Source organism: Streptomyces seoulensis (assembly GCF_022846655.1).
Taxonomy (GTDB): domain Bacteria; phylum Actinomycetota; class Actinomycetes; order Streptomycetales; family Streptomycetaceae; genus Streptomyces.
In genome coordinates, this window is the sequence record NZ_AP025667.1 from 1,827,391 (window position 1) to 1,849,672 (window position 22,282).

Below are 22,282 nucleotides of genomic sequence, written 5' to 3' on the forward strand. Positions count from 1 at the left end.
CTCCGAGCAGCTCATTCACCATCGGGGACGGCGTTCAGCATATCGAACGCGCCGATGGCCGAATCCCGGCAGTGCGGCCTTGTCTGGAGGGAACCGCGGTGACAGCAGCACCAGTCTGGAGTGTCGACCCGCGTACGGGGAAGCACCGTGAGCAGGTCGCGGTGGAAGCCACGGCCGAGGAGGTGGACGCCACCGTCCGGGAGGCGCACGCCGCGCGCGGCGCCCTCGCGGACCGCGCGGTCCGCGCCGCCTTCCTGCGCTCGGCGGCCGCCGGCCTGGAAGCGGTCAGCGCGCTGCTGATCGAGGTCGCCGACGCCGAGAGCGCCCTCGGCCCGGTCCGGCTGACCGGTGAACTGGCCCGTACGGCATACCAGTTGCGCGCCTTCGCCGATCTCGTCGACGAGGGCGCCTTCCTGGACGTCGTCATCGACCACCCCGACCCCGCCGCCGCCCCGCCCGTGCCGGACCTGCGCCGCTGGAAGATCCCGCTCGGTGTCGTGGCCGTCTACGCTGCCTCCAACTTCCCCTTCGCCTTCTCCGTCGCGGGCGGCGACACCGCGAGCGCGCTCGCCGCGGGCTGCCCCGTCGTGGTCAAGGCCCACCCCGACCACCCGGCCCTGTCCGAGCTGGTCGCCAAGGTGCTGCGCCGGGCCGCCGCCGGACACGGGCTCCCCGCGGGCGTGGTCGGCCTGGTGCACGGCTTCACGGCGGGTGTCGACCTGATCCGGCACCCGCTCCTGGCCGCCGCGGGCTTCACCGGGTCGGTGCGCGGCGGGCGGGCCCTCTTCGACGCGGCCGCCGCGCGCCCGGTGCCGATCCCGTTCCACGGCGAACTGGGCTCGCTCAACCCGGTCGTGGTCACCGAGGCGGCGGCGGCCGAGCGGGCGCAGGAGATCGGCGCCGGGCTCGCGGCCTCCATGACCCTGGGCGTCGGCCAGTTCTGCGTGAAGCCCGGCCTGGTGCTGGTGCCGTCCGGGGCGCAGGGCGACGGCCTGGTCAAGGCGCTGACGGCCGCCGTCAGCGACACCGAGCCCGGTGTGCTGCTCGACCACCGCATGCGGGACGCCTTCCTCGCGGGCGTCGGCGAACGCGCGGCCCTGCCCGAGGTGGAGTCGCCCGTCACGCCGGGCGCTGCCGGGGCGCACACGGTCGGCGCGGGCTTCCTCACCGTCCCGGCCGCCCGGCTCACCGAGAGCGCGCACGAGCTGCTGCTGGAGGAGTGCTTCGGCCCGGTCACCGTGGTGGCCCGCTACGCCGACGAGGACGAGCTGACGGCCGTACTGGACCGGCTGCCCGGCAGCCTCACCGCCACCGTGCAGCTCTCCTCGGCCGAGGCCGCGGGGCAGGGGGACGCCGCCGGGCTGCTGGCCCGGCTGACCCCGCTGGCGGGCCGGGTCCTGGTCGACGGCTGGCCGACCGGGGTCGCGGTGGCCCCGGCCCAGCACCACGGCGGCCCCTACCCCGCCACCACCTCCACCTCGACCTCGGTGGGCGGCACCGCCGTCGAACGCTGGCTGCGCCCGGTCGCCTACCAGAACACCCCCGAGCCCCTCCTCCCGCCGGAGCTGCGCGACGACAACCCCCTGAACCTGCCCCGGCGCTACCGCGGAGTGCTCGAACGCTGACGCCGGGTGCCTGCGAGAATCGCCCGATGGACATAGAGCTTCCCGAACTCCCTTTCCCCTTGCGGACGTACGGCCCCGACGGCCACTGGTCCTACGAGAAGGGCGTGCTCACCGGCTGGGCCGGGCCCCGGCAGGATCGGTTCGTCACACCGACCGGGGAGGCGCTGGACCCGGCCTCCGACGCGCCACGGCTGCTCGGGGCGCCCGAGGGCGACTTCCAGTTGATCGCCCGCGTCACCGTCGGCTTCAACGCCGCCTTCGACGCCGGGGTGCTCTACGCCCACGTCGGCGACCGGGCCTGGGCCAAGCTCTGCCTGGAGAACTCCCCGGACGTGCCCACGATCTGCACGGTGGTGACCCGGGGCCACTCCGACGACGCCAACTCCTTCACCGTGCCCGGCAGTTCCGCCTGGCTCCGGCTGAGCCGCACCGGCCGGACCCTGGCCTTCCACGCCTCCCGCGACGGCGAGCGCTGGACCTTCGTCCGCCTCTTCACCCTCGGCGACGAGAAGGAGACCGGCGCCGCCCTGATCGGCTTCATGACCCAGTCGCCCCTGGGGGAGGGGTGCGTGGTGACGTACGACCACCTGGAGTACCGGCCGGTCTGGCCCGCGGACCTGCGCGACGGAAGCTGAGGGTCCGGGAATGCGCCGGGCTCTTTGAATGTTCACATAGTTTGGATGTTCCCGTTTCGGGGCGGAGCACGGCTTCGCCCCGGTCAGAGTCGGAGAGAGTGGAAATGCGCGTCGAGGTTTGGTCCGACATCGCCTGCCCGTGGTGCTATGTCGGAAAGGCCCGTTTCGAGAAGGCGCTCGCCGCCTTTCCGCACCGGGACGAGGTCGAGGTCGTGCACCGGTCCTTCGAGCTGGACCCCGGGCGGGACAAGGGCGACGTCCAGCCGGTGGTCACCATGCTGACCCGGAAGTACGGCATGAGCGCGGCCCAGGCCGAGGCCGGCGAGGACAACCTCGGGGCCCAGGCCGCCGCCGAGGGGCTGGACTACCGCACCCGCGGCCGCGACCACGGCAGCACCTTCGACATGCACCGCCTGCTGCACTTCGCCAAGGAGCACGGCAGGCAGGACGCGCTGCTGGACCGGCTGTACCGGGCCAACTTCGCCGACGAGCGCTCCGTGTTCACCTCGGGCGACGAGCACCTGGTGGAGCTGGCCGCCGACGCGGGCCTGGACGCCGACGCCGCCCGCGCGGTCCTCGCCGACCCCGCCGCGTACGCCGACGAGGTCCGCGCCGACGAGCAGGAGGCCGCCCAGCTCGGTGCGAACGGCGTCCCCTTCTTCGTCCTCGACCGCACCTACGGCGTCTCCGGCGCCCAGCCCGCCGAGGTCTTCACCCAGGCCCTCGCCCAGGCGTGGGGCGACCGCTCCCCGCTGAAGACGCTCGCCCAGGACGACGCCGGGACCTGCGGCCCGGACGGCTGCGCGGTGCCCACGCAGGGCTGACGCATAAGGGTTGCTTGGAGACACCCTGTAGAGATGCGTGATGGACGAGGGCATCCCGGCGCCGCACAGTGGAGTCATGGAGACCACGGAGACGTTCGAGAGCCTCGTCCGAGCCGAGTTCGCCCCGGTCGGCACGTACCTCAACACCGCCAGCAGCGGCCTGCTGCCCGCCCGCGTCGTCACCGCCTTGCAGGACGCGGCCCTGCTGCGGGCGCAGGGGCGGCCGCTGACCGCGCTCTGGGACGACGTGGAGGTGTGCCGGGCCGCCTACGCCCGGCTCGCCGGCGTCCCCGTCGAGCGGGTCGGGCTGGGGGCCTCGGTCGCCGCCCACGGCGCGGTGATCGCCGCCTCGCTGCCGCCCGGCGCCGAAGTCCTCACCGCCGAGGACGACTTCGCCTCCGTGCCCAACCCGTTCCACGTCCGGGGCGACCTCAAGGTGCGCGCGGTCCCGGTGGAGCGCATCGCGGAATCCGTCCGCCCCGGCACCGCGCTCGTCGCCGTCAGTGCCGCGCAGTCCGCCGACGGCAAGGTCGCCGACCTGCCCGCGCTGCGCGAGGCCGCCGCCACCCACGGCGCGCGTACGTACGTGGACTTCTCCCAGGCGGCCGGGTGGCTGCCGATGGAGGCGGGGGAGTGGGACTTCACCGCGTCGGTGTCCTACAAGTGGCTGCTCGGCCCGCACGGCGTCGCCTTCCTCGTCGTCCCCGAGGACTTCGGCGGCCTCACCCCGCTGCTCGCGAGCTGGGTCGCGGGCGAGCGGCCATGGGAGAGCTGTTACGGGCCCGTCACCGAACTCGCCCACTCCGCCCGGCGGTTCGACGTCAGTCCCGCCCTGTTCTGCTACCCCGCGCTGCGCCGCTCCCTGGAGCTGATCGAGGAGCTGGGCGTGCCCGCGATCCACGCCCACGACACCGCCCTGGCCGACCGCTACCGGGCCGGGCTCGCCGCGCTGGGCCACGAGGCGCTGCCCGCGCCGGGCTCCGCGATCGTCTCGGTGCCGGGCCTCGGCTCCCGCCAGCCGGACCTCAGCCGCGCCGGCATCGAGGTGTCCGACCGCGCGGGCAACCTGCGCGCGTCCTTCCACCTCTACAACACCGACGCGGACGTGGACCGCCTGCTGGACGCGCTCTCCGGCTGAGCGCGGACATGACCGGGCCGATGCCTCCCGTCCCACACGAAGAGGCACCGGCCCGGTGATCGGGGTCGGGCGCGGGCTACCGCACCGGGGTGAAGTCCCGCGCCCCGATGAACTCCGGCCTGCGTACCGGCGCCGCGAACGGCTCCACCGCCGTGTTCTCCACGCTGTTGAACACGATGAAGACGTTGCTGCGCGGGAACGGCGTGATGTTGTCGCCGGAGCCGTGCATGCAGTTGCAGTCGAACCAGGTGGCCGAGCCCGCCGCGCCGGTGAACAGGCGGATGCCGTGCTCGGCGGCCAGGTCGGTCAGCGCCTCGTCGGACGGGGTGCCCGCGTCCTGCATCTGGAGCGACTTCTTGTAGTTGTCCTCGGGCGTGGCGCCCGCACAGCCCAGGTACGTCTTGTGCGACCCCGGCATGATCATCAGGCCGCCGTTGGTGTCGTGGTTCTCGGTCAGCGCGATCGAGACGGACACCGTGCGCATGTTGGGCAGGCCGTCCTCGGCGTGCCAGGTCTCGAAGTCCGAGTGCCAGTAGAAGCCGCTCGCGCCGAAACCGGGCTTGACGTTGATCCGCGACTGGTGGACGTACACGTCCGAGCCGAGGATCTGCCGGGCGCGGCCGACCACCCGCTCGTCGCGCACCAGGTTGGCGAAGATCTCGCTGATCCGGTGCACCTCGAAGACGGAGCGGATCTCCTGGGACTTCGGCTCCACGATCGAGCGCTCGTCGGCGCGGATCGCCGGGTCGCCGATCAGCCGGTCCAGCTCCCGCCGGTACACCTGGACCTCGGAGGGGGTGATGAGCTGGTCGACGGTGAGGAAGCCGTCGCGCGCGAATCCCTCCAGATGGGCCGCGGGAATGGGGCCCGGTGTGTCGGGGGAACCCCACAGGACCGGGTCCTTACGCGGTACGCGGACCTCGGTGGCGCCCCGGCTCGGGTACAGGTCGGTGCTGGTGAGGGTGGTCATGGGTCTCTCACACCTCCTCGGGCTCGGTGAGCAGCGGGTAGACGCCGTTCTCGTCGTGGTCCTCCCGCCCGGTCACGGGCGGGTTGAACACGCAGATGCAGCGGAAGTCCTCCTTCACCCGCAGCGTGTGCCGCTCGTGCCCGTTGAGCAGGTACATGGTGCCGGGCGTGATGGTGTACACCTGCCCGTCCTCGTGGTCGGTCAGCTCGGCCTCGCCCTCGGTGCAGACGACGGCCTCGATGTGGTTGGCGTACCACATCGACGTCTCGGTCCCGGCGTACAGGACCGTCTCGTGCACGGAGAAGCCGACCCGCTCCTTGGCGAGCACGATGCGCTTGCTCTCCCAGGTACCCGATTTGGCCTTCACATGCCGGTCGGTGCCCTCGATGTCCTTGAACGAACGGACGATCACGGTGTCTCCTCCTTCTTGCTAGGCGGTCTCCCGGACGGCGCGGGCGAGGATGCTCAGGCCCTCGTCCAGCTCCTCCGGGGTGATGGTCAGGGCGGGCAGCAGCTTGACGACCTCGCCCTGAGGTCCCGAGGTCTCGATGAGCAGCCCCAGCTCGAAGGCGCGCCTGGCGACGCGCGAGGCACGGTCGGCGTGGTGGAACTCCATGCCCCACACCAGCCCGCGTCCGCGGTACTCCTTCACGTCGGCGAGGTTCTCCTCGGTGATGGAGATCAGCTCACGCTCGATCTGCTCGCCCCGCGTGCGGGTCTGCTTCTCCATCGCGGCGCCGTCGGCCCAGTACGTCTCCAGCGCCGCGGTGGCGGTCACGAAGGCCGGGTTGTTGCCGCGGAAGGTGCCGTTGTGCTCGCCCGGCTCCCAGATGTCCAGCTCCGGCTTGAACAGGCACAGCGACATGGGCAGGCCGTAGCCGGAGATCGACTTGGAGACCGTGACGATGTCGGGGGTGATCCCGGCTTCCTCGAACGAGAAGAACGCGCCGGTGCGGCCGCAGCCCATCTGGATGTCGTCGACGATCAGCAGCATGTCCTGCCGCTCGCACAGCTCCTTCAGCGCGCGCAGCCACTCGGGCCGGGCGACGTTGATGCCGCCCTCGCCCTGCACGGTCTCCACGATCACCGCGGCGGGCTTGTTCAGGCCCGATCCCTGGTCCTCCAGCAGCCGCTCGAACCACAGGAAGTCCGGCACGGTGCCTTCGAAGTAGTTGTCGAAGGGCATCGGGGTGCCGTGCACCAGCGGGACACCGGCGCCGGCGCGCTTGAAGGCGTTGCCGGTGACGGCGAGCGAGCCCAGCGACATGCCGTGGAAGGCGTTCGTGAACGACACGATCGCCTCGCGGCCCTTCACCTTGCGGGCCAGCTTCAGCGCGGACTCCACCGCGTTGGTGCCCGTCGGGCCGGGGAACATGACCTTGTACGGCAGGTCACGCGGCCGGAGCACCAGGTCCTGGAAGGTCTGCAGGAAGGTGCGCTTGGCCGTGGTCGACATGTCCAGCCCGTGGGTCACCCCGTCGCGGGACAGATAGTCGATCAACGCCCGTTTCAGTACGGGGTTGTTGTGGCCGTAGTTGAGTGAGCCGGCCCCGGCGAAGAAGTCGAGGTAGGCGTGGCCGTCCTCGTCGTACATCCGGCTGCCCCGCGCCTGGTCGAACACGACGGGCCAGCCGCGGCAGTAGCTGCGGACCTCGGACTCCACGGTCTCGAAGACGCTCAGGTCGGGCTGGGTGATGGTCACGGTGATTCGCTCCTCGGGGGACGTCAGTGCGCCGGGACGTGGGTCAGCGGGCCTATGCGGTACAGCACTTCGGGGTCGTGCGGGCCGTCCGGGAACAGCTCCTCGCCGAACAGCACCTCGCGGGTCAGCCGCGCCCCGTGGCGCTCGGCGAACGAGGTGAAGAGCCGCTCGGAGGCGGTGTTGCCGGGGGTGATGGTGGTCTCCACATCCGTGATCCCCTGCTCGGCGGACAGACGCGCGGTCAGCCCGTCCAGCAGCGCGGCGGCGACGCCCCGGCCGCGCTGGGAGCCGTCCACGGCCACCTGCCAGACGAGCAGGGTGTGCGGACGGTCCGGGCGGACGTAGCCGGTGACGAACCCGACGGGCTCGCCCTCCGCGCCGCGTGCCACCGCCGAGGTGCCGGCGAAGTCCCGGCACCACAGCAGATAGCTGTACGAGGAGTTCAGGTCGAGCGTTTTCGAGTCCTTGGCGAGACGCCAGAGTGCGGCGCCGTCGGTCACCGCGGGTCTGTCGATGAGCAGGTCTGCGGGTGCGGCAGTCATGCGGCCTGAATTTAGCGAGGTGAATAGCGAATTGCACGGGGGCGATCATGGACGGACCGGAGTCGCCGGGTGTTATGTCGTGTTCGACCTACATCAAACACGGACAAATGGTTTCGTGTGTGGAGTGTGTCACAGGACGGAAACCTGTCGGAAACCTAAGTTGTTTAGCTCTGCAAAAACAGGGCAGAAGAAAAAGGCCGAGCCAGATCGACTGAATTCACGGGGAATTTGGAGCACATGCATAAGCGGCCGGAAGGGCGGCTGGAAAAGAAAAAGGCCCGCGCGAATTCGCGCGGGCCGCACTCAGGTGGCGGGCGTCAGCGCGCCACCTCGTCCACCGCCCGCAGGGCCGCCTCCGGGTCCACCGTCAGCCCCTGCCGGGCCATCGCCTCGCCCAGCGCCACGAGCGAGCGGCGCACCACCTGCGGCGTGGCGTCGGGGCCGTAGTGGTTCACCCGCACCATCTCCTTGGCCAGCGCCCCGCCGCCCGCGGCCAGCGGCAGCGCCGGGTCGCTCTCCAGTGCCCGCGCCACCAGCTCCGAGGCCACCGTGCCCGGCGGCACCCGCAGCGTCGTGGCCACCGGCGCCGCGTCCCGCTCCTCGCGCACGTACGGCTCCAGGCCGCCGCCCAGGGCGAGCGCCCCGGCCCGCGTCGCCCGCGCCGCGTCGCGGTGCCGGGCCATCACCGTGTCCAGGCCGTCCGCCTCGATCCGCTCCACGCACGCGTCCAGCGCCAGCATCTCCAACTGGGCCGGGGCGTGCGGCAGCGCCTTGCGGCCGCCGTCGATCCAGCGCTCCTTCCAGTCCAGCAGGGAGAGGTAGGAACGGCGCGGCGCGTCCGGGTTGGCGGCCATCCGCTGCCACGCCCGCTCGCTCACCGAGATCGCGGACACCCCGGCAGGCCCGCCCATGGCCTTCTGGGCGCCGATCACGCACAGGTCCACACCCCACGCGTCCGGCAGCACCGGCTCCGCGCCGACCGAGGCGACCGCGTCCAGGTAGAAGAGGGCGCCCTGCTCCCGCACCGCCTCGCCGATCTCCGCGACCGAGTTGGTGTTGCCGGTGGCCGCCTCCGCGTGCACCAGGGAGACGAAGTCGATCTCCGGGTGCTCGGCGAACGCCGCCCGGACCTGGTCCGCGGTGACCGCCGAGTCGAACGGCACCGCGAGGTCGTGCACGGTCGCGCCGGAGTCCCGCAGCCAGTCGCCGAAGGTCTGGCCGTAGGGGCCCGTGATCACGTTGAGCGCGACCGTGCCCGGACCGGCGGCCGCGCGGATCGCGCCCTCCAGAGGCAGCAGCGCCTCGCCCTGGGTGATCAGCACGTCCTGCCGGGTGTCCAGCAGCCGGGCCACCCGGTCCTCGATCGCGGCGAACCGCGCGGCGCTCAGCGGGGGCAGGTCGAGGAGGGGGTGGGTCACGGCAGGTGCCTTCTTCGCTCACGAGGTCCACGAGGCCGGCCGGGAGCCGACGGTGACGAGGGTAACTGTCGGCCTCCGTGCCGTTCTGACCGGCGACATCTTAGGCTGGGCGGCCGCGAACCCATCAGTTTGATTTGAGAGGCCCAAACCTCTCCTTATAATCGGAACCCACAGTTCCCCCGATCGGGAGATTCCCCCCATGAAGACGCTCCTTCAGCGCCGGCCCCGTGTGCTGGCAGCCATCACCGCGGCGGCCGCGATCGCGCTCGTCGCCGGCTGCTCCTCCGGCGGCGGGGGCGGGAAGACCACCGTCAAGGGGGTCCACCTCGCCAACGGCGGAGCGCTGACCGTCTGCACCCACCTGCCCTACCCGCCGTTCCAGTCGGTCGTCGACGGCAAGGTGCAGGGCTTCGACGTCTCCCTGATCGACCTGGTCGCCAAGGACCTGGGCGTGAAGCAGAAGATCGTGGACACGCCGTTCGAGAACTTCAAGACCGGCGCCTTCCTCAACTCCGGCCAGTGCGACCTGGCCGCGGCGGGCATGACGATCACCGACGAGCGCAAGAAGAACGTCGACTTCTCCGACCCGTACTTCGAGGCCACCCAGGCCGTCCTGGTGAACAAGAAGAGCGGCATCAAGTCGCTCGCGGACCTCAAGGGCAAGAAGCTCGGCGCCCAGGCCCAGACCACCGGTGAGGACCTGGCCAAGAGCAAGGGCCTGGACCCGGTCTCCTTCCACTCCTCCGACGCGGTCCTCAACGGCCTGCGCACCGGCCAGGTCCAGGCCGTGGTCATCGACTACCCGGTGGTCCAGGGCTGGCTGAAGGACAAGGCCAACGCCTCCGCCTTCCAGGTGGTGGACAACATCAACACCGGCGAGCAGTACGGCTTCACGGTGAAGAAGGGCAACACCGCCCTGAAGGACGCCATCGACAAGGCGCTGGCCCGCGCCAAGTCCGACGGCGAGTACAAGAAGATCTACGAGAAGTGGATCGGCCCGTACGACCCGTCCGCCGCCTCCCCCTCCGCGAGCTCCTGACCCCATGGCCGACACGGACACCCGCATCCAGCCCCGCAAGAAGGGCCTCACCCGACGGCAGCGGCGCACGCTCTCGCGCGGCGCGCAGTACGTCGTCTTCGTCGCCGCCGTCCTCGCCTTCGCGTTCTCCGCGGACTGGGGACGGCTGAAGAACCAGTTCGCGCAACTGCCCATCGCCGAGCAGATGTTCCCGGACATCATCACGCTGGCGCTGAAGAACACCGTGCTCTACACGCTGTCCGGCTTCGTCGTCGGACTCGTGCTGGGCGTCGTCGTCGCCCTGATGCGGCTGTCCTCCGTGGGGCCGTACCGCTGGCTCGCCGGCATCTACATCGAGATCTTCCGGGGCCTGCCCGCCCTGCTGATCTTCATCTTCGTCGGCGTCGGCGTGCCGCTGGCCTTCCCGGACGTGCAGTATCCGGGCGGCACCTACGGCAAGGTCGCCGTCGCCCTCGGCCTCGTCTCGGCCGCCTACATGGCCGAGACGATCCGGGCGGGCATCCAGGCGGTGCCCAAGGGACAGATGGAAGCGGCCCGTTCGCTGGGCTTCTCGCCCGCGCGGGCCATGATCTCCATCATCATCCCGCAGGCGTTCCGCATCATCCTGCCGCCGCTCACCAACGAACTCGTCCTGCTCTTCAAGGACTCCTCGCTGGTGCTGTTCCTCGGGGTGACGCTGGAGGAGCGCGAGCTGTCCAAGTTCGGCAACGACCTGGCCAGCACCACCGCCAACTCCACCCCCATCCTGGTGGCCGGCCTGTGCTATCTGCTGGTCACCATCCCGCTCGGCTTCGTCGTACGGCGGATGGAGTCCAAGTCCCAGGAGGCGATCCGGTGACCACCCCCGAGATCAGCGTCGAGGGGCTGCACAAGTCCTTCGGCGACAACCACGTCCTGCGCGGCATCGACCTGGAAATCGGCCAAGGCGAGGTGGTCTGCGTCATCGGGCCGTCCGGCTCCGGCAAGTCCACCCTGCTGCGCTGCGTCAACCTGCTGGAGGAACCCCAGCAGGGCACGATCACCGTCGGCGGCACCGAGATCACCGACCCGGACGTGGACATCGACGCCGTACGCCGCCGTATCGGCATGGTGTTCCAGCAGTTCAACCTCTTCCCGCACCTCGACGTCACCGAGAACCTCACGCTGCCCCAGCGCCGGGTCCTCGGGCGGGACAAGGCCGCCGCGGAGAAGGTCGCCGCGGAGAACCTGGCCCGGGTCGGGCTCGCCGACAAGGCACACGCCTACCCGTCCTCGCTCTCCGGCGGCCAGCAGCAGCGCGTGGCCATCGCCCGCTCGCTCGCCATGGGCCCCGAGGTCATGCTCTTCGACGAACCGACCTCCGCGCTCGACCCCGAGCTGGTCGGTGACGTGCTCGCGGTCATGCGGGGGCTCGCCGAGGAGGGCATGACGATGATGGTCGTCACCCACGAGATGACCTTCGCCCGCGAGGTCGCCGACCGCGTCGTCTTCATGGACGGCGGCGTCATCGTCGAGCAGGGCACCCCCGAGGAGGTCATCGGGAACCCGAAGAACGAGCGGACCCGGCACTTCCTCTCCCGCGTCCTGGACCCGGCGATGGCCGAGGTCGATGACGTGCCAGGCAAGACGGCGGAGTAGCAGCCGGGGCTTCAGTGCGCGGGGCCCGCTCACTAAGGTGCGGTGCATGAGCGATCACGCGGTGCTGCACGTGAAGGGGCGGGTCCTGGCCGGGCCCGACGACGTCCGCGACGAGCTGTGGGTGGTCGGCGGCCGCGTCACCTACGACCGCCCCGCCGGAGCCGGTGACATCACGACCGTCCAGGGCTGGGCGCTGCCCGGCCTGGTCGACGCCCACTGCCATGTCGGCCTCGGCGCGGACGGGCCGGTCGACGCGGACACCGCCGAGAAGCAGGCGCTCACCGACCGCGAGGCCGGGGCCCTGCTGATCCGCGACGCCGGTTCCCCCTCCGACACCCGCTGGGTGGACGACCGCGACGACCTCCCGAAGATCATCCGCGCCGGACGGCACATCGCCCGCACCCGCCGCTACATCCGGGGCTACGCCCACGAGATCGAGCCCGCCGACCTGGTGGCCTACGTCGGCCAGGAGGCGCGGCGCGGCGACGGCTGGGTCAAGCTGGTGGGCGACTGGATCGACCGGGGCCTCGGTGACCTGGCGCCCTGCTGGCCGCGCGAGGCGGTCGAGGCGGGCATCGCGGAGGCGCACCGGCTGGGCGCGCGGGTCACCGCGCACTGCTTCGCGGAGAGTTCGCTGCGCGATCTGGTGGAGTCGGGCATCGACTGCGTCGAGCACGCCACCGGCCTCACCCCCGAGCTGATCCCGCTGTTCGCGGAGCGCGGCGTCGCCATCGTGCCGACCCTGGTCAACATCGCCACCTTCCCGGACCTGGCGGCGGGCGGCGACGACAAGTACCCCCGCTGGTCGGCACATATGCGACGCCTCCATGAGCGGCGCTACGACACGGTGCGCGACGCCTATGACGCGGGCATCCCGGTGTACGTCGGCACCGACGCGGGCGGCTCGCTGCCGCACGGGCTGGTCGCCGCCGAGGTGGCGGAACTGGTCACCGCGGGCATCCCGCCCCTCGAAGCGCTGGCCGCGACCAGTTGGGCCGCCCGCGCCTGGCTGGGCCGCCCCGGCCTGGAGGAGGGCGCCCCCGCCGACCTGGTGGTCTACGAGTCCGACCCGCGCGCCGATGTACGGGTGCTCGCGGCGCCCCGCCGGGTCGTGCTGAACGGGCGGGTCGTGCAGTAGGCCGGACGAACGGGCGTGCCCTCTTAATCGAAAGCAGGGGCGGAAACCCCACGATGGAGTGAAGTAACCCAGGATCGCCGCTCGTTCACCCACAGTGCGTAAAAGTTGTCGGGTCCCAAGCAAGTCCCACCTGGGGGTCCCACCGCCTTGAACAGCGACAACTTCCGCATGCCCGCACGCCGTTCCGCCGCCGCCGCGACGGCCGCCGCCCTCGCGGCGGCGCCCCTGCTCCTGGGCGCGAGCCCGGCGCACGCCACCGGCGGCCACGGACACGCCTCCGCCGCCGTCCTGCGCGCCGGGCTCGACGTGTCCCTGCTCCACCACACCGCCGACGTCCCGCTCACGCTCTCCCTCAACGAGGTCCGCGCACCGGGCAGCGCCGACCGCACGGCCCTGTCGGCCAGGCTCGACGGTGTGAACGGCGGCCGGCCCTTCTCCGTGCTGCGCGCCGACGTGGCCTCGGCCAGAGCCACCGCCACCGACGAGCGCGCCGAGGGCTCGGTCCGGCTGACCGACGCCCGGCTGCACGTGCCCGGACTCCCACTGCTCTCCCTGATCGAGGTCGGCACGGTCACCGCGCGGGCCACCTGCGCGGCCGGGGCGGAGCCCGAGGCCGAGGCGAACGTGCTCGGCGCCGTCACCGTGTTCGGCAAGCGCACCACCCTCACGGCGGGCGGCCCGACGGAGGTGCGGGTGCCCGGTGTCGGCGAGGTCCGCCTCGACCTCGCCGAGCACCGGACCACCTCCGGCACGGCCGCGGCCACCGCGCTCCGGCTCAAGGTCTCGGTGAACCCGCTCCGGCTGAACGTGGCCGAGGTGACGGGCACGGTCACGCTGGCGGAGGCGAGCTGTGAGACACCGGCGGGGGAGGAGGCGGCTCCCGGTGAGGCCCCCGAGCCGGCCGCGCCCGCCGCGCCCGCCGCGCCCGAGCAGGAGGAGTCCGGTGAGGCACCCGCTCCCCAGGTCGAGCCCCAGGGCACCCACAGCAACCTCGCCGAGACCGGCGGCAGTTCGTTCACCCCGTACATCGCGGGCGGTGCTCTGGCCCTGCTCCTGCTGGGCGGCGGCGCGGTGACGGTGGCCCGCAGGCGCCGGGGGTGACTCTCCCCGGCCGGGGTCTCACCGGCGGGCCAGCGCCAGCAGGCTCAGGCCGAACATCAGCACGCCCAGCGGGAGATGGACCGACGGCACATGGGCGATGCCGAGTACGACCTGGACCGAGGCGAGCGCGAGGAAGCCCGAGGCGTGCCATATCGGCCGGGTGGAGCCGCCGCCCGGCTTCCACGCCAGCACCGCCGCGAGCACGTACAGCATCGACGCCCCGTACATCACGCGGGCGCCGATGCCGTGCAGCGTCTCTCCGTAGGACGTGGTGAGCAACAGCCCTGCGGAGGCGGCCTGGAGGAAGATGGTCAGCGTCTGGAGGGCTATGGCGACGCGGAGGAACGTGGAGCCGTCGCGTCGCGCTTCCGTCGTGGTTGTCACCTGAGTGGCCATGTCACGGTCCCCTTTTCCGCCCGTCGGGCAGCGGCTCGATAAGGTCTCACCAGTCCGACGACGCGGGCCCGCGAAAGGTAAGGCGAGGGGGCGGCCGTACGCATGGGGACGGTGGAGGACAGCGGCGAGCGACGCCAACTGCTCAACATGGCGTACCGGTTGCTCGGCTCGGTGACCGAGGCCGAGGACGCCGTACAGGACGCGTACACGCGCTGGTACGGGCTGCCGGACGGCCGGCGGGCGGAGATCCTGTCGCCCGGCGCCTGGCTGACCACGGTGACCGGCCGGATCTGCCTGGACCTGCTCGGCTCGGCGCGCCTTCGCCGGGAGCGGTACGTCGGCGCGTGGCTGCCCGAGCCGCTGCCCGACCGTGCCGAGTGGGATGGCACGGGCGAGGCCGATCCCGCCGACCTGATCGTGCGGGACGAGTCGGTGGCGATGGCGTTCCTGGTCGTCCTGGAGTCGATGACACCGGCCGAACGGGTCGCGTTCGTGCTGCACGACGTCTTCCGGTACCCGTTCGCGGAGATCGCGGAGGTGCTCGGGCGGACCCCGGCGGCCTGCAAGCAGTTGGCGGCCTCCGCGCGGCGGCGGGTGGGCACCGCGCGGGCTCCGGCGCCGGTGCGGGCCGACGTGGTGCGGCGGGTGAAGGAGGCGTGGGAGACGAAGGACATCGCCGCCCTCGTCGGCCTCCTCGACCCGGCCGCCGTGATGACCGCCGACGGCGGCGGCATGGTGGGCACCGTCCTGCGGCCGGTCGAGGGCGGCCCGGGCATCGCCCGGTACATGGCCGCCATCGCGGACCGGGCTCCCGGCCTCGAACTCCTGGAGCGCTCGGTCAACGGCCTGCCCGGCCTGGTGGCCCGCCGCGACGGGGCGGTGGTCACCGTCGCCGCCTTCGAGATCGACGGCGACCGCGTCACCCGGATCTGGGTGGTGCGCAATCCGGAGAAACTGCGGCCTTGGGCACCTCAGCCCTCCTGAGTCAGCACCGTGCCCAGCGCCTGGACGAACCCCGCCATCGTCGTCCGGTCCCGCACCGCCACCCGGAGCCAGCCGGGGCCGAGGCCGGGGAAGGTGTCCCCGCGCCGGACCGCGTAGCCCAGCTCGCGCAGCCGGTGCCGTACGCGCTGTGCGCCCGGTAGCTCCAGCAGGACGAAGGGGGCCTCCGCGGGGCCGGTCACCTTGAGGCCGTACGGCGCCAACTCCGCCATTCCGGTGAGGAGATGGGCGCGGTCGGCGGCCGTGCGGTGGGCCGCGTGGGCCGCTTCGGCGAGGGCGCGGGGGGCCACGCAGGCCCGTGTCGCGGCCAGGGCCGGAGTGGACACCGGCCACAGCGGCTGGGCGCGCTCCAGGGCGGCGACCGTCTCCGGCGGCGCGAGCACGTACCCGACCCGGAGCCCGGCCAGGCCCCAGGTCTTGGTGAGGCTGCGCAGCACGACCAGCCCCGGCACGTCCGTCCGCCCGGCCAGCGCCTCCCGCTCACCCGGCACCGCGTCCATGAACGCCTCGTCGACCACCAGCGTCCGCCCAGGACGGGCGAGTCGCGTCAGCACCCCGGCAGGGTGGAGGACCGAGGTCGGGTTCGTCGGATTGCCGACGATCACCAGATCCGCGTCCTCGGGCACCGCCGCCGGGTCCAGCCGGAACCCGTCCCGCGCGCTCAGCAGCACCCGCTCCACCGTGTGCCCCGCGTCCCGCAGCGCCGCCTCCGGCTCGGTGAACTGCGGATGCACCACCACCGGCCGCCGCACCCGAAGCGCGCGCGCCAGCAGCACGAACGCCTCCGCAGCGCCCGCCGTCAGCAGCACCCGCTCCACCGGCAGCCCGTGCCGCCGAGCCACCGCCGCCCGCGCCTCCCGCCCGTCCGGGTAGGCCGCTAGACCGGTCAGCGAGGCGGCGATCTCCTCACGCAGCCAGCGCGGGGGCGTGTCCGCGCGGACGTTGACGGCGAGGTCCACCAGGTCCGCCCCGGCGTCGCGGACCTCGGCGTCCCCGTGGTGCCGCAGATCGGGCCCGGTCTCAGTGCGCATGGCTGTGACTGTGCCCGCCGTGGTGGTGGCCGTGGCCATGCCCGTGGTCGTGGCCGTCGTCGTCCGGGTGGAAGTGCGGCTGCTGCGGAGCGCCCACCTTGTCCTCGAAGCCCGGCAGCGCGATCCGGTACACGCAGGAGTCGCAGTTCATGCGCAGGTCACCGGCCACGGCCTCCGCGTACCGCTCCATCACCAGGTCCAGCAGCTCCGGCTCCGGCCCGATCACGTCCGCCGAACGCACCTCGACCTCCGGGTGCGCGGCCGCCCACTCCTCGGTCTGCCGCCGCACCCGCTCCGGCAGGATGCCGGTGAACAGGAAGTACGGCAGCACCACGACCCGCCGCGCCCCGAGCCGGGCCACCCGGTCCAGGCCGCTCGGCACGTCCGGCGCCGCCAGCGACACGAACGCCGTCTCCACCCCGGCGTACCCGCGCCCCTCCCACAGCAGCCGGGCCGCCTTGCACACCTCGGCGTTGGCGTCCGGGTCGGTGGAGCCGCGCCCGACCAGCAGTACGGTCACGTCCTCCCGGCCGCTGCCCGCGAGGGCCTCGTCCAGCCGGCGTTCCAGCACGCTCAGCAGGGCGGGGTGCGGCCCGAGGGGGCGGCCGTAGGTGTAGGTGAGGCCAGGGTGGCGCTCCTTCTCGCGGGCCAGCGCCGCCGGTATGTCGCCCTTGGCGTGGCCGGCGGACACCAGCATCAGCGGCACGGCGGCGAAGCGGCGTACGCCCCGCTCGACCAGCTCGGTGACGGCCTCGCCGAGCGGGGGCGGCGACAGCTCGATGAAGCCGCCCGCGACGGGCAGTTCGGGATGGCGGCGGCCCAGCTCCTTCACGAAGTCGCGGAACGCCTCGGCTCCGGCCTCGTCACGGGTGCCGTGTCCGGCGATGAGCAGGGCGGGCTGGGTGGTCACGGTGTCTCCTCGGGGGAAGTCGGGTGGTACAGCAGGGCGTTGAGCGCGGCGGCGGCGACCGCCGAACCGCCCTTCTCGGACACGTTGCTCACGGCGGGCAGCCCGCTCGCGCGCAGCGCCTCCTTGGACTCGGCGGCGCCCACGAAGCCGACGGGCAGCCCGATGACGAGCGCCGGGTCGGCGTCGAGGGTGAGCAGTTCCTCCAGCGCGGTCGGCGCGCAGCCGATCACCCACAGGGCGCCGGGGCCGACCTGCTCGTAGGCGAGTCGTATCGCGTGCGCCGAACGGGTCAGGCCGTCGGAGGACTTGGCCTCCCGCAGTCGGCAGACGGTGTCGCGGCGGGTGATCCCGGCCGCCACCATCTCCACGTCCACGACGACCGGCGCCCCCGCGTGCAGCGCGGTGTGCCCGCGCCTGAGGTCGTCCTCGGTCGTGACGAGGTCGGTGGCGTAGTCGAGGTCGGCGGCGGAGTGGATGACCCGCTCCACCACCGCACGGGTCAGCGGCGGGAAGCCGGAGGTGTCCAGGCGGGCGCGCAGCCGCCGGAACGACTCCTGCTCGATGGGGTGGACGACACGGTTCACCGGGCTCCCTCCGGGGCGTGCTGCCAGCGGTAGCCGCGCGGGGTCACCATGCGCCCGGCGATGTCCCGGGTGGCGGTGTTGCCGACGGTGACCACCGTCATCATGTCGACGGTCGCCGGGTCGAGTTCGGCGAGCGTGGTCAGCCGGGCGGACTCGTCCGGCCGGGAGGCGTTGCGCACCACACCGACCGGCGTCCCCGGCTCCCGGTGCTCGGCGAGGACGGCGAGCGCCTTGGGGAGCTGCCAGTCCCGGCCGCGCGAGCGGGGGTTGTAGAAGGTCACCACGATGTCCGCCTCGGCGGCCGCGCGCACCCGGCGCTCGATGACCTCCCACGGGGTGTGCAGGTCGGAGAGGCTGATCGACACGTGGTCGTGGCCCAGCGGCGCGCCCAGGATCGCTCCGGCCGCGAGGGCCGCCGTCACACCCGGTACGCCGATCACCTCGATGTCGTCGGACGCCTCCGCGAGCGCGGGGGAGGCCATGGCGTACACGCCCGCGTCCCCGCTGCCGATCAGCGCCACCGCGTGCCCCTTGCGGGCCTCCGCGACCGCCGTACGGGCCCGCTCCTCCTCCGCGCCGAGCCCCGACTCCAGCACCCGGGTGCCGGGCCGGATCAGGTCGCGGATCTGGTCGACGTACTGGTCCAGGCCCACCAGCACCGAGGCGCGGCGCAGTTCGGCGGCCGCGCGCGGGGTGAGCAGATCGCGGGCGCCAGGACCGAGCCCGACCACCGCGAGCCGGCCCCGGCCGGGACGCCGTACCACCGCGCAGGTCGCCATGGCGGGCGTGGCCGCCGACTTCCGCTTGGGTACGAGGAGTTCGCCGCCTTGTCTGAGCGCGGCGGCCTCCGCAACGGACGGGGTGCCGACCGCCGCGAGGGGCGCGTCGGAGGGGTTCGGCACGGTCACGGCGGCCAGCTCGTCCGCCGGGTACGTCACCAGGGGCACGCCCAGCCGTTCGGCGGCGGCCACGATGCCGGGCTCCTCCGACTTGGCGTCCACGGTGGCGAGTTCGGCCACCGACAGCACCGAGAGCCCCGCCTCGCGCAGCGCCTCCCCGATCAGCCCGAGCACCTCCTCGGCGGGCGCTCCCTTCGACGCACCGACCCCGACGACCAGCGACGGCGGCCGCAACAGCACCTCATGCGGGCCGGTTTGGACAGCCCGGTCGGTCAACCGCACCGTGTACGCGCCCTGCTCGGCGAAGGGCACCGGGGGCAGTGGCCAGGCCAACTCGGCCGCCAGCGCCACCGGTTCACCGTCCAGCAACGCCCGCGACACCGCCGCGACCGCGCCCTCCACCGGCAGGCCGAGGGTGTCGAGACCGGCCAGACCCACCGCGTCCGTCGCCGTCGTCACCACCGGCTCCGCACCCAGCAACTCACCCACCTCGCGCGCCAGTTCATTGGCGCCGCCGCCGTGCCCGCCGACCAGCGACACCGCGAACCGGCCGCCCTCGTCCACACACACCACGCCCGGATCGGCCGCCTTGTCCCCGAGCAGCGGGGCCAGCAGCCGGACCGTGGCGCCGGTGGCCAGGAAGCACACCAGCCGGTCGCACTCCGCGAAAGCCGTTCGCACGGCCTCCCCGACCGGGCCTTCGTACACGCGGGTACGGTCCGGCCAGGCCGCGGCCAGCCGGTCGCGGGCCGCCGCCCCCGCCGCGGTGGCGGAAATCAGGCCGATCACTGAACTCCTCCTTCAGTCCGTGCCGGGAGGCGGTCGCCCCACAGCAGGAAAACGGGGTTGGCCGCGGCCAGCCGGGTCACCTCACCGGGCAGCGGCGCCAGCCGCGACGACTGCAACAGCACGCCGTCGCAGCTCAGCCCGGCCCGCGTCAGCGCCTCGCGCACCGCCGGCACCCGGTCCAGCGCGGCGACGGCCACCACGACCGTGCGCCGGGCCCGCTCGGCGCAGACGCCGACCACGGCGGGCAGATTCCGCCCGCCACCGCCCACGAACACCGCGTCTGGCTCGTCGAGAGAGGCCAGCGCCTCCGGAGCCGCGCCGTGCACGACGTGCACGTCCACGCCGTGGGCGCGCGCGTTGGCCCGTACCCGCCCGGCGCCGTCCTCGGTCTTCTCCACGGCGGTCACGGCCGCGCCCATGCGCGCGCACTCCACCGCCACCGAACCCGAACCCGCGCCCACGTCCCACACCAGGTCGCCCAGGCGCGGCCCGAGCCGGGCGAGCGCCAGCGCCCGCACCTCGAACTTGGTGATCATCGAGTCCCGGTGCGTGAACGCGCTCTCCGGCAGCGCCCACCGCGCGGGCCCGGCACCCGCCCCGGCGACCGTGCGCGGACCGTCCTCGTCACGCGTCTCGTCCAGGCACAGCACCACGCTCACCGCCGGACCCCAGTCCCGCGCCGCGGCCTCGGCGGGCGTCACCCGCTCCACCCGTTCCCGCTCCGGATCGCCGAGCGCGCGCACCACGACCAGCACCCGGCCGGTGCCGTCCAGCCGGGCACCCAGCTCGGCCGGACCCGACCCCGGCCCGGTCAGCACGGCGACCTTCGGGCGCGCCCGGCACACGTTCACCGCCGTACGGAGGTCCCGCCCGTGCGCGCTCACCACGACCGCGTCGTCCCAGGTCAGCCCGAGCCGGGCGAAGGCGCCCGCCACCGACGACACCCCCGGCCGCACATCCAGCAGCCCGGCCCCGAAGCGCTCCGCCAGCACCCGCACGATCCCGAAGAACCCCGGATCGCCCGAGGCCAGCACCGTCACCGGCCGCTCCTCGGCCACGTACCTCTCCATCGCGTCCAGGGCGGGCGCCAGCGGGCCGAGCACCACCCGTGCCGCGCCCTCGGGCACCGGAGCCGCGTCCAGATGGCGCTGCCCGCCGACCACCAGCTCCGCCCCGGTGAGCGCGTCCGGCGGGACCGGGGTGCCCGTTCCCGCGCCGACGACCGTGATCAACTGCTCGCCCCCCGCTCACGCAGCGCCCGCCGCGCCTCGGGGTCGGCCTTGCGGAAGCCGTGGAAGTGGCCGGGGTGGTACAGGTGCGAGCGGGTGCCGTGCGCGTCCAGCGCCGCGCCGACCAGGAACAGGGTGTGCTTCCACAGCTTGTGCTCCTTGACCGTCTCCTCCAGGGTGCCGATGGTGCACCGCACCACCAGCTCCTCCGGCCAGGTCACCTGATGGGCGACGACGACCGGGGTGGAGGTCGGGTAGCCGCCCTCCAGCAGCTCGCGCACCAACTGGCCGCTGCGCGCCGCCGACAGGAACACCGCCATCGTGGTGCCGTGCCGGGCGAACTCGCGGACCTCCTCACCGGGCGGCATCGGCGTCTTGCCGCCGCCGAGCCGGGTCAGGATCACCGACTGGGCCACCTCCGGGATGGTCAGCTCCCGCCCCGCGAGCGCGGCGACCGCCGAGAACGACGAGACGCCCGGCACGATCTCCGTGGCGATCCCGACCTCCGCGCACCGGTCCCACTGCTCCTGCGTGCCGCCCCACAGCGCCGGGTCCCCGGAGTGCACGCGGGCCACCTTCAGCCCCTCCTCGTGAGCGCGCCGGTACACGGCCACCACGTCCTCCAGGGACAGCGTGGCCGAGTCCAGGATCTCCGCGTCCGCGCGGGCGTGCTCCAGCACCTCGGGCCGGACCAGGCTGGCCGCCCAGATCACCACGTCCGCCTCCGCGATCGCGCGGGCCGCGCGGAACGTCAGCAGGTCGGCGGCACCGGGCCCGGCACCGACGAACGTCACCTTGCCGGCGGGGGCATCGGCCATGGGAAGGGTCCTCTCCTACGGGAAGCCCGGACGCGTGGTCCGGGTGTGACAGACGAAACTGTGGTGAATGTCAGGGTCTGATGAGGTTTGCGGGTCGCTGGATGTGCGCACATGGCCCCGCATCGGATAGCAAGGGCTTATGGCGGTCCTTGTCGCGCTCGGCGCGTTCCTGATGACGCTGGCCGGCGGCTGGACGGCACAGCGCGTGACCGACCGTCGCCACCTGGTCCTGGGGCTGGCGGGCGGCCTGATGCTGGGCGTGGTCGGCTTCGACCTGCTGCCCGAGGCGCTGGAGGCGGCCGGCCACAAGGTGTTCGGCGTACCCGCGGCGCTCGTGCTGTTCGTCGCCGGGTTCCTGCTGGCCCATCTGGTGGAACGTCTCCTCGCCGGACGTCAGGCCGCGCACGGCGCCGGCGAGCACACCCACCGGGCGCCCGAGGTGGGCCTGACGGCGGCGGCCGCGATGGTCGGACACAGCTTCATGGACGGCGTGGCCATCGGCGCCGCCTTCCAGATCGGCGGCGGCATGGGCCTGTCCGTCGCCCTCGCGGTGATCGCGCACGACTTCGCCGACGGCTTCAACACCTTCACCATCACCAGCCTGTACGGCAACGCCCGCCGCCGGGCCGTGGCCATGCTGGTGGCCGACGCCTGCGCGCCGCTGCTGGGCGCGCTGTCGACGATGTTCGTCCACATCCCCGAACCGCTGCTCGGCGGCTACCTCGGCCTCTTCAGCGGCGCGCTGCTCTACCTCGCCGCCGCCGAGATCCTGCCCGAGGCCCACCACGACCACCCGGCCCGCTCCACCGTGCTCTGCACCGTCGCGGGCGCGGCCTTCATCTGGCTGGTGGTCGGCCTCTCCGGCGGCTGAGCCC

The 22,282-nt window shown here is 72.9% G+C and carries 23 protein-coding genes; 11 read left to right on the forward strand and 12 right to left on the reverse strand.

The genetic code is table 11. The features are described 5' to 3' along the window. Positions 1-98 precede the first annotated feature (98 nt). The 4 genes from HEK131_RS08360 to HEK131_RS08375 all read left to right on the forward strand — a co-directional run bounded on the left by HEK131_RS08360 (position 99) and on the right by HEK131_RS08375 (position 4,222). A complete protein-coding gene (locus tag HEK131_RS08360) occupies positions 99-1,625 on the forward strand; it encodes an aldehyde dehydrogenase (NADP(+)) (RefSeq protein ID WP_244334249.1) in 1,527 nt (508 codons plus the stop codon). A 26-nt stretch (positions 1,626-1,651) separates the two neighbouring features. Next, the gene (locus tag HEK131_RS08365; protein ID WP_217461572.1) at positions 1,652-2,260 is read left to right on the forward strand and encodes a DUF1349 domain-containing protein; all 609 of its coding nucleotides are present in this window, start codon (positions 1,652-1,654) and stop codon (positions 2,258-2,260) included. A gap of 104 nt (positions 2,261-2,364) precedes the next feature. Then, positions 2,365-3,084, forward strand: coding sequence for a DsbA family oxidoreductase (locus tag HEK131_RS08370; protein WP_244334250.1), 720 nt, complete (start codon positions 2,365-2,367; stop codon positions 3,082-3,084). Between the two features lie 76 nt (positions 3,085-3,160). Then, a complete protein-coding gene (locus tag HEK131_RS08375; RefSeq protein ID WP_244334251.1) occupies positions 3,161-4,222 on the forward strand; it encodes an aminotransferase class V-fold PLP-dependent enzyme in 1,062 nt (353 codons plus the stop codon). Positions 4,223-4,298: 76 nt separating this feature from the next. Here HEK131_RS08375 and thpD read toward each other — a convergent pair whose 3' ends face one another. From thpD to HEK131_RS08400, 5 genes are all read right to left on the reverse strand, one after another. After that, positions 4,299-5,192, reverse strand: coding sequence for an ectoine hydroxylase (gene thpD, locus HEK131_RS08380; protein WP_244334252.1), 894 nt, complete (start codon positions 5,190-5,192; stop codon positions 4,299-4,301). Positions 5,193-5,199: 7 nt separating this feature from the next. After that, a complete protein-coding gene (locus tag HEK131_RS08385) occupies positions 5,200-5,604 on the reverse strand; it encodes an ectoine synthase (protein ID WP_217461568.1) in 405 nt (134 codons plus the stop codon). An 18-nt stretch (positions 5,605-5,622) separates the two neighbouring features. Beyond that, positions 5,623-6,894, reverse strand: a complete 1,272-nt coding sequence (gene ectB / locus HEK131_RS08390) for a diaminobutyrate--2-oxoglutarate transaminase (protein WP_217461567.1) — start codon at positions 6,892-6,894, stop codon at positions 5,623-5,625. A 23-nt stretch (positions 6,895-6,917) separates the two neighbouring features. After that, positions 6,918-7,436, reverse strand: coding sequence for a diaminobutyrate acetyltransferase (gene ectA / locus HEK131_RS08395; protein WP_217461566.1), 519 nt, complete (start codon positions 7,434-7,436; stop codon positions 6,918-6,920). Between the two features lie 317 nt (positions 7,437-7,753). Continuing rightward, positions 7,754-8,854, reverse strand: coding sequence for a pyridoxal-phosphate-dependent aminotransferase family protein (locus HEK131_RS08400; RefSeq protein WP_244334253.1), 1,101 nt, complete (start codon positions 8,852-8,854; stop codon positions 7,754-7,756). A 199-nt stretch (positions 8,855-9,053) separates the two neighbouring features. Between HEK131_RS08400 and HEK131_RS08405 the strand changes: the two genes are divergently transcribed. The 5 genes from HEK131_RS08405 (at position 9,054) to HEK131_RS08425 (ending at position 13,749) form a co-directional block, all read left to right on the forward strand. After that, positions 9,054-9,893: a basic amino acid ABC transporter substrate-binding protein gene (locus tag HEK131_RS08405; protein WP_244334254.1), complete on the forward strand. Its 840-nt coding sequence runs from the start codon at positions 9,054-9,056 to the stop codon at positions 9,891-9,893. A gap of 4 nt (positions 9,894-9,897) precedes the next feature. Continuing rightward, a complete protein-coding gene (locus HEK131_RS08410; RefSeq protein ID WP_217461563.1) occupies positions 9,898-10,731 on the forward strand; it encodes an amino acid ABC transporter permease in 834 nt (277 codons plus the stop codon). Next, positions 10,728-11,510, forward strand: a complete 783-nt coding sequence (locus HEK131_RS08415) for an amino acid ABC transporter ATP-binding protein (protein WP_217461562.1) — start codon at positions 10,728-10,730, stop codon at positions 11,508-11,510. Before HEK131_RS08410 ends, HEK131_RS08415 begins: the two co-directional genes overlap by 4 nt. 46 nt (positions 11,511-11,556) lie before the next feature. Further along, on the forward strand, positions 11,557-12,648 hold the full coding sequence (locus tag HEK131_RS08420) for an amidohydrolase family protein (protein WP_244334255.1): 1,092 nt from the start codon (positions 11,557-11,559) through the stop codon (positions 12,646-12,648). A gap of 147 nt (positions 12,649-12,795) precedes the next feature. After that, complete coding sequence (locus tag HEK131_RS08425) at positions 12,796-13,749, forward strand: SCO1860 family LAETG-anchored protein (RefSeq protein ID WP_244334256.1); 954 nt, start codon at positions 12,796-12,798, stop codon at positions 13,747-13,749. Between the two features lie 18 nt (positions 13,750-13,767). Here the strand turns inward: HEK131_RS08425 and HEK131_RS08430 are convergent, their stop codons facing one another. Further along, complete coding sequence (locus HEK131_RS08430) at positions 13,768-14,145, reverse strand: hypothetical protein (RefSeq protein WP_244334257.1); 378 nt, start codon at positions 14,143-14,145, stop codon at positions 13,768-13,770. A gap of 102 nt (positions 14,146-14,247) precedes the next feature. Between HEK131_RS08430 and sigJ the strand changes: the two genes are divergently transcribed. After that, positions 14,248-15,129, forward strand: a complete 882-nt coding sequence (gene sigJ, locus HEK131_RS08435) for an RNA polymerase sigma factor SigJ (protein ID WP_244334258.1) — start codon at positions 14,248-14,250, stop codon at positions 15,127-15,129. Here the strand turns inward: sigJ and cobC are convergent. The 6 genes from cobC to cobM are packed head-to-tail and all read right to left on the reverse strand — an operon-like array spanning position 15,117 to position 21,407. After that, entirely contained in the window at positions 15,117-16,178 is a 1,062-nt protein-coding gene (gene cobC, locus HEK131_RS08440; RefSeq protein ID WP_244334259.1) for an Rv2231c family pyridoxal phosphate-dependent protein CobC, read from the reverse strand. The genes sigJ and cobC overlap by 13 nt on opposite strands. Continuing rightward, positions 16,168-17,088: a sirohydrochlorin chelatase gene (locus HEK131_RS08445; protein ID WP_217461556.1), complete on the reverse strand. Its 921-nt coding sequence runs from the start codon at positions 17,086-17,088 to the stop codon at positions 16,168-16,170. The genes cobC and HEK131_RS08445 overlap by 11 nt, the downstream gene beginning before the upstream one ends. Further along, on the reverse strand, positions 17,085-17,672 hold the full coding sequence (locus tag HEK131_RS08450) for a precorrin-8X methylmutase (protein ID WP_244334260.1): 588 nt from the start codon (positions 17,670-17,672) through the stop codon (positions 17,085-17,087). Before HEK131_RS08450 ends, HEK131_RS08445 begins: the two co-directional genes overlap by 4 nt. Beyond that, a complete protein-coding gene (cobJ, locus tag HEK131_RS08455) occupies positions 17,669-19,360 on the reverse strand; it encodes a precorrin-3B C(17)-methyltransferase (protein WP_244334261.1) in 1,692 nt (563 codons plus the stop codon). The genes HEK131_RS08450 and cobJ overlap by 4 nt, the downstream gene beginning before the upstream one ends. Continuing rightward, entirely contained in the window at positions 19,357-20,592 is a 1,236-nt protein-coding gene (gene cbiE, locus HEK131_RS08460) for a precorrin-6y C5,15-methyltransferase (decarboxylating) subunit CbiE (RefSeq protein WP_244334262.1), read from the reverse strand. Before cbiE ends, cobJ begins: the two co-directional genes overlap by 4 nt. After that, positions 20,589-21,407: a precorrin-4 C(11)-methyltransferase gene (cobM, locus tag HEK131_RS08465; protein WP_161148254.1), complete on the reverse strand. Its 819-nt coding sequence runs from the start codon at positions 21,405-21,407 to the stop codon at positions 20,589-20,591. The genes cbiE and cobM overlap by 4 nt, the downstream gene beginning before the upstream one ends. Positions 21,408-21,546: 139 nt before the next feature. Here cobM and HEK131_RS08470 point away from each other — a divergent pair, with 139 nt between their 5' ends. Next, complete coding sequence (locus HEK131_RS08470; protein ID WP_217461552.1) at positions 21,547-22,278, forward strand: ZIP family metal transporter; 732 nt, start codon at positions 21,547-21,549, stop codon at positions 22,276-22,278. Positions 22,279-22,282 lie beyond the last annotated feature (4 nt).

Bases quoted from the DNA above. Each gene is read 5' to 3' on its own strand.
- HEK131_RS08365 (WP_217461572.1), top strand. From the start codon at position 1,652: ATGGACATAGAGCTTCCCGAACTCCCTTTCCCCTTGCGGACGTACGGC.
- HEK131_RS08370 (WP_244334250.1), top strand. From the start codon at position 2,365: ATGCGCGTCGAGGTTTGGTCCGACATCGCCTGCCCGTGGTGCTATGTC.
- HEK131_RS08375 (WP_244334251.1), top strand. From the start codon at position 3,161: ATGGAGACCACGGAGACGTTCGAGAGCCTCGTCCGAGCCGAGTTCGCC.
- thpD (WP_244334252.1), bottom strand. From the start codon at position 5,192: ATGACCACCCTCACCAGCACCGACCTGTACCCGAGCCGGGGCGCCACC.
- ectA (WP_217461566.1), bottom strand. From the start codon at position 7,436: ATGACTGCCGCACCCGCAGACCTGCTCATCGACAGACCCGCGGTGACC.
- HEK131_RS08405 (WP_244334254.1), top strand. From the start codon at position 9,054: ATGAAGACGCTCCTTCAGCGCCGGCCCCGTGTGCTGGCAGCCATCACC.
- HEK131_RS08410 (WP_217461563.1), top strand. From the start codon at position 9,898: ATGGCCGACACGGACACCCGCATCCAGCCCCGCAAGAAGGGCCTCACC.
- HEK131_RS08420 (WP_244334255.1), top strand. From the start codon at position 11,557: ATGAGCGATCACGCGGTGCTGCACGTGAAGGGGCGGGTCCTGGCCGGG.
- HEK131_RS08430 (WP_244334257.1), bottom strand. From the start codon at position 14,145: ATGGCCACTCAGGTGACAACCACGACGGAAGCGCGACGCGACGGCTCC.
- sigJ (WP_244334258.1), top strand. From the start codon at position 14,248: ATGGGGACGGTGGAGGACAGCGGCGAGCGACGCCAACTGCTCAACATG.
- cobC (WP_244334259.1), bottom strand. From the start codon at position 16,178: ATGCGCACTGAGACCGGGCCCGATCTGCGGCACCACGGGGACGCCGAG.
- cobM (WP_161148254.1), bottom strand. From the start codon at position 21,407: ATGGCCGATGCCCCCGCCGGCAAGGTGACGTTCGTCGGTGCCGGGCCC.
- HEK131_RS08470 (WP_217461552.1), top strand. From the start codon at position 21,547: ATGGCGGTCCTTGTCGCGCTCGGCGCGTTCCTGATGACGCTGGCCGGC.